16 protein-coding genes and 1 tRNA gene are annotated in these 13,339 nt (G+C 41.4%); all 17 read right to left on the bottom strand.

Annotated elements, in window-relative coordinates:
* Nucleotides 1–88: 88 nt before the first annotated feature.
* A complete protein-coding gene (locus tag V7124_RS19755) occupies nucleotides 89–1,147 on the bottom strand; it encodes a phage major capsid protein (protein ID WP_335492570.1) in 1,059 nt (352 codons plus the stop codon).
* A gap of 25 nt (nucleotides 1,148–1,172) precedes the next feature.
* Complete coding sequence (locus V7124_RS19750; RefSeq protein WP_335492568.1) at nucleotides 1,173–1,565, bottom strand: hypothetical protein; 393 nt, start codon at nucleotides 1,563–1,565, stop codon at nucleotides 1,173–1,175.
* A gap of 17 nt (nucleotides 1,566–1,582) precedes the next feature.
* Nucleotides 1,583–2,794, bottom strand: a complete 1,212-nt coding sequence (locus tag V7124_RS19745) for a hypothetical protein (protein WP_335492565.1) — start codon at nucleotides 2,792–2,794, stop codon at nucleotides 1,583–1,585.
* Nucleotides 2,795–2,837: 43 nt separating this feature from the next.
* The gene (locus tag V7124_RS19740) at nucleotides 2,838–3,035 is read right to left on the bottom strand and encodes a hypothetical protein (protein ID WP_335492563.1); all 198 of its coding nucleotides are present in this window, start codon (nucleotides 3,033–3,035) and stop codon (nucleotides 2,838–2,840) included.
* A complete protein-coding gene (locus tag V7124_RS19735) occupies nucleotides 3,029–5,329 on the bottom strand; it encodes a phage minor head protein (protein ID WP_335492561.1) in 2,301 nt (766 codons plus the stop codon). The genes V7124_RS19740 and V7124_RS19735 overlap by 7 nt, the downstream gene beginning before the upstream one ends.
* Before the next feature lie 83 nt (nucleotides 5,330–5,412).
* Nucleotides 5,413–5,703 (bottom strand): hypothetical protein, encoded by a 291-nt coding sequence (locus V7124_RS19730; RefSeq protein ID WP_335492559.1) that lies wholly within the window; start codon nucleotides 5,701–5,703, stop codon nucleotides 5,413–5,415.
* Between the two features lie 195 nt (nucleotides 5,704–5,898).
* On the bottom strand, nucleotides 5,899–7,260 hold the full coding sequence (terL, locus tag V7124_RS19725) for a phage terminase large subunit (protein ID WP_335492557.1): 1,362 nt from the start codon (nucleotides 7,258–7,260) through the stop codon (nucleotides 5,899–5,901).
* Nucleotides 7,157–7,696: a hypothetical protein gene (locus V7124_RS19720; protein ID WP_335492555.1), complete on the bottom strand. Its 540-nt coding sequence runs from the start codon at nucleotides 7,694–7,696 to the stop codon at nucleotides 7,157–7,159. The genes terL and V7124_RS19720 overlap by 104 nt, the downstream gene beginning before the upstream one ends.
* 2 nt (nucleotides 7,697–7,698) lie before the next feature.
* Nucleotides 7,699–8,610 carry a ParB N-terminal domain-containing protein gene (locus V7124_RS19715; protein ID WP_335492553.1) on the bottom strand — a complete coding sequence of 304 codons (912 nt, stop codon included), beginning with the start codon at nucleotides 8,608–8,610 and terminating at the stop codon, nucleotides 7,699–7,701.
* Nucleotides 8,591–9,961: a putative antirestriction adenine methyltransferase gene (locus V7124_RS19710; RefSeq protein WP_335492551.1), complete on the bottom strand. Its 1,371-nt coding sequence runs from the start codon at nucleotides 9,959–9,961 to the stop codon at nucleotides 8,591–8,593. The genes V7124_RS19715 and V7124_RS19710 overlap by 20 nt, the downstream gene beginning before the upstream one ends.
* 50 nt (nucleotides 9,962–10,011) lie before the next feature.
* Nucleotides 10,012–10,296, bottom strand: coding sequence for an HrgC protein (locus tag V7124_RS19705; RefSeq protein WP_335492549.1), 285 nt, complete (start codon nucleotides 10,294–10,296; stop codon nucleotides 10,012–10,014).
* A 37-nt stretch (nucleotides 10,297–10,333) separates the two neighbouring features.
* Complete coding sequence (locus V7124_RS19700) at nucleotides 10,334–10,588, bottom strand: hypothetical protein (protein ID WP_335492547.1); 255 nt, start codon at nucleotides 10,586–10,588, stop codon at nucleotides 10,334–10,336.
* 127 nt (nucleotides 10,589–10,715) lie between these two features.
* Complete coding sequence (locus V7124_RS19695; protein WP_335492545.1) at nucleotides 10,716–10,967, bottom strand: hypothetical protein; 252 nt, start codon at nucleotides 10,965–10,967, stop codon at nucleotides 10,716–10,718.
* A complete protein-coding gene (locus V7124_RS19690; protein WP_335492543.1) occupies nucleotides 10,964–11,470 on the bottom strand; it encodes a DUF488 family protein, N3 subclade in 507 nt (168 codons plus the stop codon). Before V7124_RS19690 ends, V7124_RS19695 begins: the two co-directional genes overlap by 4 nt.
* 117 nt (nucleotides 11,471–11,587) lie before the next feature.
* Nucleotides 11,588–12,064, bottom strand: coding sequence for a JAB domain-containing protein (locus tag V7124_RS19685; protein ID WP_335492540.1), 477 nt, complete (start codon nucleotides 12,062–12,064; stop codon nucleotides 11,588–11,590).
* A gap of 198 nt (nucleotides 12,065–12,262) precedes the next feature.
* A complete protein-coding gene (locus V7124_RS19680; RefSeq protein ID WP_335492538.1) occupies nucleotides 12,263–12,775 on the bottom strand; it encodes a hypothetical protein in 513 nt (170 codons plus the stop codon).
* 423 nt (nucleotides 12,776–13,198) lie between these two features.
* A tRNA-Gly gene (locus V7124_RS19675) sits at nucleotides 13,199–13,272 on the bottom strand.
* Nucleotides 13,273–13,339 lie beyond the last annotated feature (67 nt).

The following is a 13,339-nucleotide window of genomic DNA, read 5'->3' as shown; positions in this document are numbered from 1 at the left end:
ACTTTTTCTTATTCTTCTTTTTTCGCTTATCCTTCTTCCCCTTACCGCCTTTGGCTACACCTTTTTTACGAATCATCTAAACCACCGCCTATGCTCTAGCTTGGTCAAGATTGATAACTAAACGTGCATTTTGCTCGAAGGGCACAAACTCGGAAATCTCTGTTCCATAGCTGCCTTCAACCTGGGTTTTCACATTTCGCTCGGACTCAACTCCAAATGGCTTACCAACATAACGGACTAATGCTGAGGATGTATCCACCAGGATAATTCGGTTATCCGGCACCTCGGAACTAATGAATGGAGTCGCATTAATCACGTTCGGGAATGTTCCATTTAGGATGTTGTCCTGGAATAATAGGAAACCATTATCCCTTGTTTCTGCCCATGCCGTAGCCGTTGCCAGGTTCATGATAGCCACATTCGGACTAAATCCATAAGTGTCCAACATATAAGCACTCGCATAATACATATCCGTCAAGGCTAATGTTCCAGGAGTTGCCACACCTAATGTTGGAGCCGCATCGGTTCCATCCGGGAAATAGCCATTCAATAGACGGTCAACCGCCACATCTTCATAAGAGCGCCCTAATTGTCTGCCCAGGCGTTGGAACCATAGAGAAACCAGGTCGATGTTCGCCCTCTTAGATTCATCAACCCACTCGATGCCACGGCCTCTCTTATGCATTTTAATACTGTTATCGCCTAGATAAATCGTACCTACCGGAATTGGAGCACCTTGTCCAATATCACGAAGATCGTAGTCATCTGTATCCGGGTCCTCTAGGTAATACCAGGATTGAGTGAATTGGTCGGATGTAATGGAACGAGCCACTAAACGCTGCCAATTCGACTGCCTTTCAAATCCAATTCGTAAGCCATCCTCAACAATGGCATTAAAGAGTGGAGCCGTGCCATCGTTATCGAGTAAAACACGCACCGTCATTTCTCCAACACGGTCATACCCTAATGCTTTGACGATTTCCTTCATGCTCACGTTATTATCAATCAAATAACGCTTAAATGCTGTTGAAGAATTTTTCTCACTAGCCTCTTTACCGAATTTCTCAGACATAAATCCACGCATTTTGGAGCCAATATCTAGCTCAATTTGTTTGTTCTGTCTGTCGAATACTTTAATAGCACCCATGTTCTATCACCTTCCTTTAATCAATTTATGGCATTGCTACTTCAACATAAGAACGTGCCTCGTCAACATAAAGCACGAATGAACCATTTGCTGATAATGCTGTTCTTACTGTTCCATCCCCGGCACTTTCAATCGAGGCTCCAATAGCCGGAACCGTACCGCTATAAGTGAATTTATCTACCCTGGAATAGCCATATACATGCACCCCTAATGGAGTCAGGGCATCACGGACAGGATGTTTTGCTTTCAATACAATGGCACTTCCGGCAGCCGCTTGAACTGCATGATAAGGTCCACTTGTCGCAAATGTTAGAATTGCATCTGCCTCTACCGGGTTTGCCTCACTTGCCGTTGGAACTGTTACCGTCAACGACAATCCATAACTATCTGGTACTACACCGCCAACTCTTGTAGCCATTTCTATCAACTCCTTTATTAGTCAAAAATATTTTCATTTTGTGGGTCAACTTTTGGAGCACGTTCTTTCTGCATATCATCGGCACCTAAATCATCATCCTGGGTTTGTCTGCCAGGCGTGAAACGCTCTAATGCCTGTTTGTCATAGGACTCAATTTCGCCTTTAATAAATTCCAGGTCATTTGTACGGATAAGCATTTGCTTATACTGCTCCGCATTGAAATGCTCACCTTGAACCTTCACACGGCTTTTCACCGCCTCGTCAATAAGGTCCGTGATATAAGTACGGCCCATTTCAGCTTCAGATTTTAATTTCTTAATACCCTCTACATTCGCCTGTTCTCCAAGCTCATTCCGGATAGCAATATCCTCCGGCTGACGGAATGGATCTCCTTCCGATTGCAGCACTTCATAGATTTTCGATTTTTCTAATTTATTTTCTTTCAAAGCCTCTCTAATTTGCGTGAGTAAATCCATGTTTTTCCCTCCTTTTGATGGCATAAAAATAGAGCGTTTATCTTCGTCTAACAGTCTGACTTGATATTTTCGCTCCAACAATAAAATATTTTCCCTGGACATTTGCCCTTGTTGAACATATGCCCTGGCTTTATCAATATAAGCGCCCGGAGTTGCCCCGGTATAAACAGTTGAAACTTCTCTGAGGGTTCCATTTACAATCCAGGAGAAGGTCATCCGGTCCTGTTCATCCGCTAGTCCTGGGATATGTGGACACTCCCAATCAAAAATATCCCTCTCACAACTTGAACAACGATAAGATAATCGTTCTCCTTCACTTTCACCAAAACCAACGGACATACTTTTCTTAATTCCGGCACGAATCAATCTGATCTCGTCATCGGTATTCACCCCATTCACCATCGTGTTTCGGAGAAGATACCAATGCCCTCGCACGGAATTAAACTCGTCATTCTGCATTTCTCCATCATAAGAACGCCCATATGGAGATTTGTAAATGTCATGCCCTTCTTGCAACGGAACGCCTCTTTGTAAATCTCTCACATAATTTTTCAAAGTGGTTTCCGGGTCCATCTTTGTATAATAGGCATCGAGTCGGTCATTAGAACAAATGCCGGAGAAGGTGAAAACATCCTCTTGCCGTAAAGGTTCCAATGTCTGTCGATTTATCTTGCCCATCACTTGTTCCCATTGTTCTTCGGCAATAGGTTCGGCAGTTACCCGAATTGGCATATGAATCGCAACGTGACTCACGTTTTCACCCCCTTTAATACTAATATTAACATTAAAACTAATACTAAAACCTATCTGTTTTCTCTAATCGTTCCCTTACTCCATCGGTGAATTTGTCGATTTTATTATCGTCAAAGTCGAAATCTCGCTTTAATGTCTTAATCATGGCATTCAATAGCCGGATATATTGCGTTTCCAATTTATGCTCATAGATAGCTCTCAACTGAGTTTCCCTCTCTCCAATGGGTCTTATCATCACCATTCCTCGCCTTCCAGGATTCTTTTGTACCAACAACGGCACATAATTACATTTGAGGCCGATGCACCCAGGCTCGTATCACCTGGAAACAATAATGGTTCCGTCTGTCCGGACCCATTCGCTACGATAAACGGTTCATCTATTGCTACGGTCTGACCGTCTGCCTCTCTATGCCCATCCCTGGTTCGGTCCTGTTGGGCAGCCATCCAGGTTTTCGCCACCACCATACCGGATTGAATATCAGCAAAATATTGCCCACTTCTTCCGGCAGAAATGATTTCGGTTCGGGCAATGGTCAAGGCTCGGCTTTCTGAGAACGCATAGCTCTCCCTAAGAGCCTTTGCCGCTTTCGGAATAGTATAAGGTCCATCTGCCACAACATCCCAAAGCGTCATGATTACATCCCTATCCGTGGCTCCTTGAATGAGTTGAGCCTCTCTCCTGGAACGGTCTGACAGCCACCGCAATAAATTCTCGTCAATCTTATTGAACTCGATCTCCGTTTCAAAATCCGCAATACTAGCCTCCCCTGTTAAAATGGCAGCTTGTAATACCCATTCTTGACTCATTAAATCCCATAAGCTCATTTGTTCCTCGGAATCGGTCAAGATATAGGTCCTCACCCATCGTTCAAATTCGGCATCCGGGTCCTCAGTCGCTCGGTTCATGGCTGAGTAAAGGAGTCGAGTGGGAATATCCGGAGCATTCTCTAAACGCTCGATATACGCATTTCTCTGCTCTCTCAGCAATCCTTTAAATGCTCTCTTTGAACGATTGGCTAGTTTTGCCAGGTCATCTGCCCAGGAATCTCCGGTACTCACTATAAATTCATCCGGGTCCTCCGGGTTGGGTTCATCGGCTCGATACTTTTTTATGAGGTGCCGTATCCTTTTCTCTTGATCGGTTTCCTCGTCATCCTTGTTATCTTCTTCATTTTCATTATTGGAGCCACCACCGCCAAATGGAGAAGATGGTTGAGCTTGTTTAGGCTCGTCAACCGCCTCATGACCTACCATTGACAATGCAGCCTCGTCATTATCAATCCATCCCTGGTTGATTTGCAGAATTTTCGTTTCCGTTTCGGTTTTCTCTGCATTCGCCTCGGCTTGACGGTCTGAGGTACGGATTTCATCAAACTCAATCTTGGCTCTTAACTGTTTGCCATACACTTGCAATGCCACATTATAAGCCTTCTCCAATACACGTTTCAAAGCTCGTTGAATGGATTGAATCCCGGCTACATAGATTTGCCATTGAACCGTACCATGTGTTTCGGTACTTCCTTCATTTCTCCCCAGGAGAATAGGCAACTGCTTTAATGCTGCCACGACTTGTTGATTAATAATGTCAATAACTGCCTGGGCATTCATGCTGCCACTCCGGTCACCTGTTACGCTCTTTATTTCAATGGAGCTCGTATGGTAAAAATCATCATCGGGTTGCAAGTCCTCCATCTGTTTCTGAACATCGGCAATATAGCTCGTCACATATTTCTGTACTTCTTCCGGACTGCTGTTCTTAATATGGTCCGGCAGATTTTCCATAATCGCTTCTTCGATAATGCTAATATCAAAACGGTCATATCCCTGGTGATGAATAACCTTCTGTAAATCCTTTAACACCTGGATTTGAAAGAAGATAATTTGTAAGATTGGCAGAATAGGAGAACGCCCATGAGGGTCCGAAATATCCGGGTCAATCGGATAATAGAACACGGTTTCCGTATTCATCACCTTATACTGTCCATCCCATTGCACTTGAACCAATTCAATCTCTCCGGTTTCCTTGTTGCGAACAAAGTCCAGGGTTGAAGGGTCCACGGCATGAAAGTCCACCACATCGGAAATATCCGCATTGAGCTCCACTTCTAAGGCAATCGCCCCTTGTGTGAATGCCGTCAACAGGAGCACGTTTATAAGCTGATCTAAACCACCGCCATATAAGCGCCCAACTCTTGGAGCCAATTCATTGAGTAACTCGGTAGCACCTTTTTCCGCTTTTCCGTTTGGAGTAACCGCCTCTAATTCATGGCCACTATTCGCCAAACGGAGGAAATTCCATATTGCCATACTCGCATCCGGATTCAAGTCACGGATGATTTTCAGATTTTCCATAACCTCTTTGGTCCGGTATTCTTTCCGCTTTATCAATCCATCGTACCAAAACCATTGTTGCTCCCACTTATTTACGGTCTGCTTTTCATTAGGCAATGCTCGAATGGCACTCATAACCGACTGATGAACTACGTTTCTAATGTCCTGGTTTGATTTTTTGAAGAATTTATCCCATAACGCCAATTCATTCACCTCCTAGAACAAAATGAGATGGGTAATGATAAGGGAAAACAAAAGTAATTCTCTTTAAATCGTTCATAGAAGCACTATATTTTCACGATATAAACGGCACAATTCCGTTTGGTAATCGAACACATTCTTTTTTCTTTTACAAAAACATGACCACTTTTTTCTAATTCGTGTAATCGTGGGTGAACTCGATTTCTTTCCGGAGTAACAAAATATCCTTTCTTCCACATGAAATGAGATAGCTCATTAGCCGTTGCTCCATCTTGACCGTAATTCAATAATTCTGAGTAAACATCCAATTGTCGTTGTCCTAAAGTTTCCAAAACTTCGTCATACGATTCTCGTCTTGTTTCCTCTTTGATTCCCACTCACTATCTACCTCCTAAAAACCATCGTTATATTTGTTGATCACTTTCCATCCTAGCAACCTATACCACATGACTCTCCATTTATTGGTGGTCTTAAATTCTCTGCCATTTTTTCTGAGGCAGTACCATATTTGCCCCACATTATCACCTCCTTTAATATTAGCATTATTTTTCGTATTAAAATTAATGTTAAAATTAACTCTCGCCTCTTTTGACTCCGGCAACTCTCGGTGGAACCGCAAACTTTCTGCCTACACCTTCAACTAATTTGGAGAAGGCTAAACTCGTTGAATCTACCATATCATCATGGTTCCCTTGTGGAAATGTTGTCAGCTCGTCTAAGAAGGCAGTCAACCAGGGTCCTCGTACAATATACACATTTCCGGCTTCGGCTGCTGCTGATAATGGATTGGCTCTCAGCTCCTTGCTCCCGGTGGATGGTACACCATAAAAGGCAAAGCCTAACAAAACATGCCTCGAATAATAATCTATGGTCTGCAATCCACTCGAACCAGGCTCTTGCTCCATGTATATTGGGATATTGCGACCATCCTCCATTGCCGTATTATAAACAAACTGCTCTACGCCTTTTGGAGATAAACGATCGCGCCTCACATCAATAATCCAAAACTGCCCATCTTTCATGCCTAGCATGGTTCCGGAAGTATAATCCGGGTCCTTGCCTTCTTTTGGCTCAGTTCCGGCTAAATCCCAGGCTCTCACGATTTTCAAGTCTTTCGGATAATCCTCCACCACATTAAACCAGGACCTCTTGAATTTGTTTCCTTCCGGTAATACATCCCAATCTCCGGAACGCAACTGAGCTCTCGTCACCGGGTCAAGCTCCATCAATGACTGCTCATATTCATAAGTATCCAAGTGAGGGTTATCCTCTAGCCGTGCCGGAATGAACACTCTGCCTTTTTCCGGTCCTTCAATAAGGAATCGTTGCCGAACCCACTCATGTCCCCGACCGCCTGGATTGCTTGCTACTCTTGCTCTTAATGGCACCCTGGAACCTTTCAACCTACGCAAACGTGAGAAAAGATAAGTGTATTGAGATTGCTCAAATTGAGTCAGTTCATCGAACCCGATAAATTGGTACTCAGAACCCTGGTAATTATATTTGTCGTTTTCCGTTGCCAGGTACGCAAATGTCAAAGTGGCTCCACTAGGAAAATGCCAGGTCTTATTGTTCTCGCTCCATTTTGCATCTGTCGGGTCTAGCCAATCATGAGCACGGTCCATCAAGGCTCCTGGTAATGCCAGGTCTTTGTATGTCCGTCTGAAAATGATTGCTGCATAATTCGGCACTCCTACATATTGCAAGGCAGCCATTAACAACGCATCCGATTTTCCCCCTCCGGCAGCTCCACCATATAATGCCTCTTTGTCCGGCAGTAGCAAAAATTCACCCTGTTTTATAGTCGGGTCATGGGGAATGTATTTATTTTCAACTATCGTCACCGTCATCAACGCTCTGTATTCTTCCTCGTTCAGCCATTTTCTTGTAGAGGTCTGAGTATTGGTCAACTCGTTGGAAGATGTTGTATTCATGCTTTTCGCTCACCTCTCCACTATGAGCTATTTCAGATATATCGGTGCTTTCACCACGACTCAGACGCTCAATTTTGACAGATGTTTCAAACCATCGGATAAGTTCGGATGGAGATAATTCTTCCGGCTTTATGGTTCGTATTCGCTCGATTACTTTCTGTTGGAACATCATGGAAGCATTCGCATGGCGTTTCACCATTTCTCTACGCTTTTTTTCATCCTCGATAAGAGCCTTCCTGTCCATATCCTTATCGTATTCTGCTGCTCGTTCAACCCAATTATTAGCACTTGACCAACGACCAATTAAGGCTAGAGATTTGTCCAACTTTTTTGCTACTTCTCTTAAACTTCTATCCATGCCCATATTCCGGTACTCAACAAAGGCTTCAAATGCCTTTTTCGTCTCTTCGTCTTGTCTTTCGTATGAGGCAACCATCGCTATTCACCTGCCAAATAATCGGCTGCTAGGTATTCCATAGATTGCCACTTGTTATTTTTAGTTATGTCACCTTGAGAAACCATTTTATCTACTGCTTTTTTTATGATTTCAGCACTTTTAGCCGGAATTTTATTCTGATTAAAAATGGTACTCAGAGGCACCCAATTATTCGTTGTCGCTTCCTCTTTCTCTTTATCATACCAACCATCGCTTAAATCATCTAAATGACGTTGTACGACACTCAGCATGATTAAGAAGGTAGTTGCTACATTCTTTACGTCATAAGCCGTGCTGACCGCTTCTAGGCTATCTAAAAAGTCATCGTACTGTGCATACCTCGTCAACCATACTTCATCGGCTTTTATATAAGTTTGAATTTCATCCCATATCTCTTTTGTCCTTTGGAGTTCATTCGGCAGAAAAACAATATTCATAGTTTGAAATTCAAGATTCACTTCCGCTATGCTTTCCGGTTGCACCTGATCTAATAGTTCCAATGTTTTATCATCGAGTCCGGCATACATCTTAAAATCTATGTCCTCAATAGATTCATAAATCTGCTTCAAAACGGCTGGGTCATCTTCACCGGAAATCGCATTATGAGATAATTGAATCCCCTTTTTTCGATCTTCTGTTAAGTCATCATCTGTCACCATGCACTCAATTTCGTCAAGTCCGGCTTCGATGGATGCTTTCACTCGATGGTTCCCACTTAGCACTTCCCAATTTCCGTCATCATCTTTAGCTGCAAATGGGATTTGTGTGAGTCTCCCATCCCTCTTGATATTGGTTACTAATTGTTGAAAGGTTTCATGCCTCATATACCTGGCATTCAGCTCTAACAATTTGAGCTCTCTCGGATCAATGGTAATAATGCGAGTCGTTATTTTTTCATCCTTCTCTTTTTTCATTTTCCTTCACACCTCCATGTTTTTTCTTCCAAATCTCATATCCTTCTTGCAATGTCCATTTCCCTAATAAAGCTCCATAATTCAACTCATATTTTTCATCCGTTTTCTTATTTTCCTTCCTCGACATTAAATCAAATAATCCTCTATATTTCATGGATACTGGGCGATTGGTGAAGGCTGTTGTCACAAGGGAATGGATTCTCTTTCTCGACATTCGCTCACAAATCAATTTCACTTCTTTGCTCAATGCTGCATACAGAATTAATTTTGCTAGTTTCTTATACTGACTATTGGCTACCGGAAAATCAGATAACAGATAAACGCTAGGCGTTGGTAGATACTTATCAAAATTAGCCAACGAGTTTTGCTGCATAAGAGCAAAGGCTCCTATGATTACACCGTCTACTAAAACAGCAAAGGCTAGGGTTGGCATCCCAGGCTTAATATTATGATTCATATACTGAGAACGAATAGAGAAGAATTGCCCCGCATTTAGGGTCGCTATGGTGAGCTTATCTCCTAGTGTTTCATCCGGTTTTAAGTGTGGGTTAAATATAGGTTCTGTCTGTTGTTTGGGCATAACGATACGCCTGGTATTCGAGTTTGAATACACATAGATGGGCACTCCCCTGTTTGTCGTTTTGGTCATGCCTTTCAAATACGGCTCAAATTCCTCAAACTTTTCTTTTGTCCCGAATACCCAATGTTTCTTACTCATCATCTTTCGGAAGAACTCCACTAAACGATCTCCAAAAATGAAGTCATATTTCGGTGTTTCCCACAAAAATAAATCTTCTAATTTCGCAAAGTATTTCTCGTAATCTGCTGTTTCTCCAAAAAAAGGAGGGTAACAAATCACTCCCTGGTTTTCTGGAATATCATCTAGCCAGGTAAAAACATCACCAGGAAAATAGGATTTCAAACGTACTTGTAGCTTCTCAATTTTCTCCTTTGTCTTTTCGTGCAATATTGGCCATTGGTCACGGTAGGCATCAGCCATTCTCTTGTAATACGGCTTGTGTTCCTTGCCTACTGTCTCCATTAACCTTGTACCTAATAGAATGGTAGCCACTCTATCAGCCGGGTCTGTGAGATAGTCTTTTAACCATCCATACTTCTCGTTGTACTCCTCATTAAAGGTGAAGGGAATAATATTCCCGGCTAAATAGGACCCAATGACAGACGAATAAAGCGTTACATCATTTCCATGCAGACCAAATCCGCTATCATGCAAACAACGCTCAATAGTGAAATTCCCACTTGTCCCTACATAAATATCCTCACACTCCCAATCTCTTACAATCTCTTTCACGATTTTTTGCATATCTGATGGGATCGAGCCAACAAACATATTTCCAACTCCTTCGACTGTATAAAAAAAGAAGGCAAATGCCCTCTCTTTTATGATAATATTCCTTTGTTCATTAATGTTTGTTTATCCATATCTGTTACCGGAGTATAGCCTTTTTCCAGGTATGAGATAATGGTTTTTTTGTTCGCATTCCAACATTGGCAGATTCCCCAAATACCTAGTGTAATAGGATTCAAGAATACCCATTTTGCAAACTCAGACCATTCACCTCTAAACATACTCACCCAAGCTCCAAAGAAAAATACTGTCCAACTAAATCCTACTTTCAATTCTTTTGTTACTCCTGTTGTATTTTGCAATTTTACGTTTTTCATGTTGTCATTTCTCCCTTTTCTAAGTTGATTTTTCAAGTTAAACTAACGTACAATTGGAGCACGGCTCGCCAACTGTTTCATCTTCATCCCATTCCGGACACGGTGCCACATCGACAACCGTTGGAATTTCCGGACCTAATCCAAAATCTCTACTAATTAATTCGTCTATCGCTACTTGTGCGATTTGTTGTACATCTGTTTCTGCCGTTTGAACCCAAACGCTAACCTCAATATTTCCATAATCAAATATCACTCTGTAAGTCATTTCGCTTTCTCCAATTGCTTTTGGCATCTTTTGCAAGTGATTTCAAACCCTTCCCCTTCTCGAAACTCAACTGGCTTTGTCCAGGGAACTTGACCACAAAGGGATACGACTGAACCCTTTCTCTGCAAATGTACTTTTTGACTGATGATTAATTTCATGCTGTTCTCTCCTTGTATGGTTTATAAATTTTTTCAAAGAAAATATCCATTGCTTTCTCGATTTCTTTCCTCGGATTTTTTCCTAGCTGCTTATAAAAATCGCCATGAACATAACACTCATAACCTAGTTTTATTTGCTTTCTTTCTTCTTCTGTTAATCCGATACGGAACTCAGATGCTAGTCTGAGTGCCGCTTTAATATTCAATCTCTCCCAATATTCACACGCAATTTCCGTTTTCTTTTTCAATCTAACTCACCTCTCATGAGTAGCTCGAACAAATCCGGCTCTCTTTCTCCCCTTCTCGATTGGACAGATGCCGGAATATTATTTACCGGAACATCCTCAACGATCTTACGCTTTTTGCCTTTGTTCGCCTCACAACATTCTGCATATGGGAAACATTCTTCACGTTTCAACCCCCATTCTGTTACCTCGATGCCCAATTCGTTCTCTAACCACTCGGCTACTGCTCGTCTATGGCATTGGTCATTAAATTTTTCATAGCATAATAGAACCGCATTGTTTGGCAGTTTGTCATAAATCTCTTTCGCATCTAGCTTGGAAAGGATTCTGAAAAACTCTCTATCGTATTCCTCCTGGCTCATTTTGAGCATTGCCCAGGTTGGAGCTAATTCTTTCATGTATTCCCCTTTGAACCATCTGTTATTGCCCTGGCTGATGCCGATTGGCACCATTTCAGCCGGAAGTTTTTTAACATTTGCATAATACGATGTATAGATTTTTTTCATGTTCAATGCCCCTTCTTTTACATTAATTTTGCTATTAATATTAGGATTAATATTAACCTATATATTAATTCTAACATTTTACCTACCTAAGTAACTAGGTGATTCCTGGCAACTCTCTTAGAAGTCACCATGTTCTTTCAAGCTATAAAACTCGTCATCACCCACGATGATATGGTCAACAAGGTCGATGCCCATAATCTTTCCGGCCTCATGTAATCGCTTCGTCACCTCAATGTCCTCAGAACTTCTAAAACTGTCTCCGGATGGATGGTTATGGAAAACGGCAATGCTTGTGGCTCCGGCAGTCAATGCCTCTTTGAACACATCCCTCGGAGTCACGATGCTTGAATTAACGGACCCTTTATGAATAATCGTGCAACTAAGCACCTTCATTTTGGTATTCAATGAGATCACCCCGAATATTTCCTGGGTTTCTCTTGCTGCATCGGTCAATTCAATGATGGTGTCATACATTCTTTCCGGACTGTTACAAGCCTCCGGAATATGATAATAACCGCCTTCTATTTTTTCTCGTACAACCTTTTCAAATTTTACATAACGAGTTACCGGATATTTGTCTTTGTTTGTAAGCATAATAAATACACCCTCCATAGTGTTGTTTTCGGTCATGGAGTAGTCAGCTCCATGCCGTTGATTGAATTAGTTTCCTTCGTTTTTTGAATATTTAATTAACTTATACATTCATTCTATAATACGGAACCCTTGTCGTACATAGTTTTAGCATTAATTTTATTAGTAATTATAACCATAAAATTAATGCTAATTTTAATGTTAACTCACAATTCTTTCTAAGGTTGCCAGGTACATATTGCGTTCTCTGCTCCACTCACTACCCTTAAATAACCAACCTTCATCTAAAAACTTTTTAACATTTTTGTTCTTTACGGTCATGGCTTTTTCTATGATGATAGTTTCAACATTTTCGGAATGTTCAACGACTTCCGGTGCTTCCGGTGCTTCCTCTATAACTTCCTGTAGGTCCAATGTAAGCTCCATTTGTTCTTTCTTGAATAAATGGTGTTTGATTTGCTGATGCCCTGAAATTTGCATTGTTAGAGCACCTAAATCTACTATGATTTGACGAATAGTATCTTTACCATCTGCATTTTTTGCTTTGATGACTTGAATAATTTTGGCTTCAACCAATTTTGGCTCCATTGAAGGGCGATCACTATAAAATACATAAACCGTTTCGCCTTTCTTAAAATCATCAAACTTGAAACCGTTTGAGTAACCTTCCACTACTTGACTTTTTACGAACTTATCATAATCTTTAAATTTCATGTTGTATGTTCCTTTCTCGTTGTTAGAATATTTAATTAACTTATACATTCATTCTACAACATAACTCTATTGTCGTACACATTTTAACGTTAATATTAACATTAATATTAACGGTAATAATAACCAGTACAATCTTATTCTCACTTCTGATATAATGGATTTCAGACCCCGGCAGTCTAGTCAACTGCTTGTATGCCCGGCAACTCCAAGCTGGGTTGGTCCTAAATGAGCCTAGAACGGCTTATTTTTTTTGCCCAATAAAAAGAACCTCCAATAAATTGAAGGCTCCCTGTGATGGTGTTGGTGTCCTTGTACATCATCCGATTTTCCATACTACAATTAACTGATGTGAGTAATTAATTGCTCCTTAGAAAAAAGACAGCACTTAAAGGACAGACCCTATATTCAATTGTCAAAGTACAATGGAGCGAACGGTTGGAATTGAACCGACATTTCCAGGTTGGAAACCTGGCGTGTTACCATTACACCACATTCGCATAAAGCCGTGTTTCCAGGAAGAACACGGCTCTCACATATCGGGGCATTGATACATGAGTACAAAAA

Origin of the sequence: Neobacillus niacini (assembly GCF_036961885.1) — a bacterium.
In the GTDB taxonomy this organism is placed as follows: Bacteria; Bacillota; Bacilli; order Bacillales; family Cytobacillaceae; genus Neobacillus; species Neobacillus niacini_H.
This window is presented reverse-complemented; position numbering and strand designations above follow the sequence as displayed.

Coding starts and splice junctions, on each gene's coding strand:
- V7124_RS19710 (WP_335492551.1), bottom strand. CDS start 9,961: ATGTTTGTTGGCTCGATCCCATCAGATATGCAAAAAATCGTGAAAGAG.
- V7124_RS19705 (WP_335492549.1), bottom strand. CDS start 10,296: ATGAAAAACGTAAAATTGCAAAATACAACAGGAGTAACAAAAGAATTG.
- V7124_RS19680 (WP_335492538.1), bottom strand. CDS start 12,775: ATGAAATTTAAAGATTATGATAAGTTCGTAAAAAGTCAAGTAGTGGAA.
- V7124_RS19740 (WP_335492563.1), bottom strand. CDS start 3,035: ATGGTGATGATAAGACCCATTGGAGAGAGGGAAACTCAGTTGAGAGCT.
- V7124_RS19720 (WP_335492555.1), bottom strand. CDS start 7,696: ATGGTTGCCTCATACGAAAGACAAGACGAAGAGACGAAAAAGGCATTT.
- V7124_RS19750 (WP_335492568.1), bottom strand. CDS start 1,565: ATGGCTACAAGAGTTGGCGGTGTAGTACCAGATAGTTATGGATTGTCG.
- V7124_RS19690 (WP_335492543.1), bottom strand. CDS start 11,470: ATGAAAAAAATCTATACATCGTATTATGCAAATGTTAAAAAACTTCCG.
- V7124_RS19755 (WP_335492570.1), bottom strand. CDS start 1,147: ATGGGTGCTATTAAAGTATTCGACAGACAGAACAAACAAATTGAGCTA.
- V7124_RS19685 (WP_335492540.1), bottom strand. CDS start 12,064: ATGCTTACAAACAAAGACAAATATCCGGTAACTCGTTATGTAAAATTT.
- terL (WP_335492557.1), bottom strand. CDS start 7,260: ATGAATACAACATCTTCCAACGAGTTGACCAATACTCAGACCTCTACA.
- V7124_RS19700 (WP_335492547.1), bottom strand. CDS start 10,588: ATGCCAAAAGCAATTGGAGAAAGCGAAATGACTTACAGAGTGATATTT.
- V7124_RS19715 (WP_335492553.1), bottom strand. CDS start 8,610: ATGAAAAAAGAGAAGGATGAAAAAATAACGACTCGCATTATTACCATT.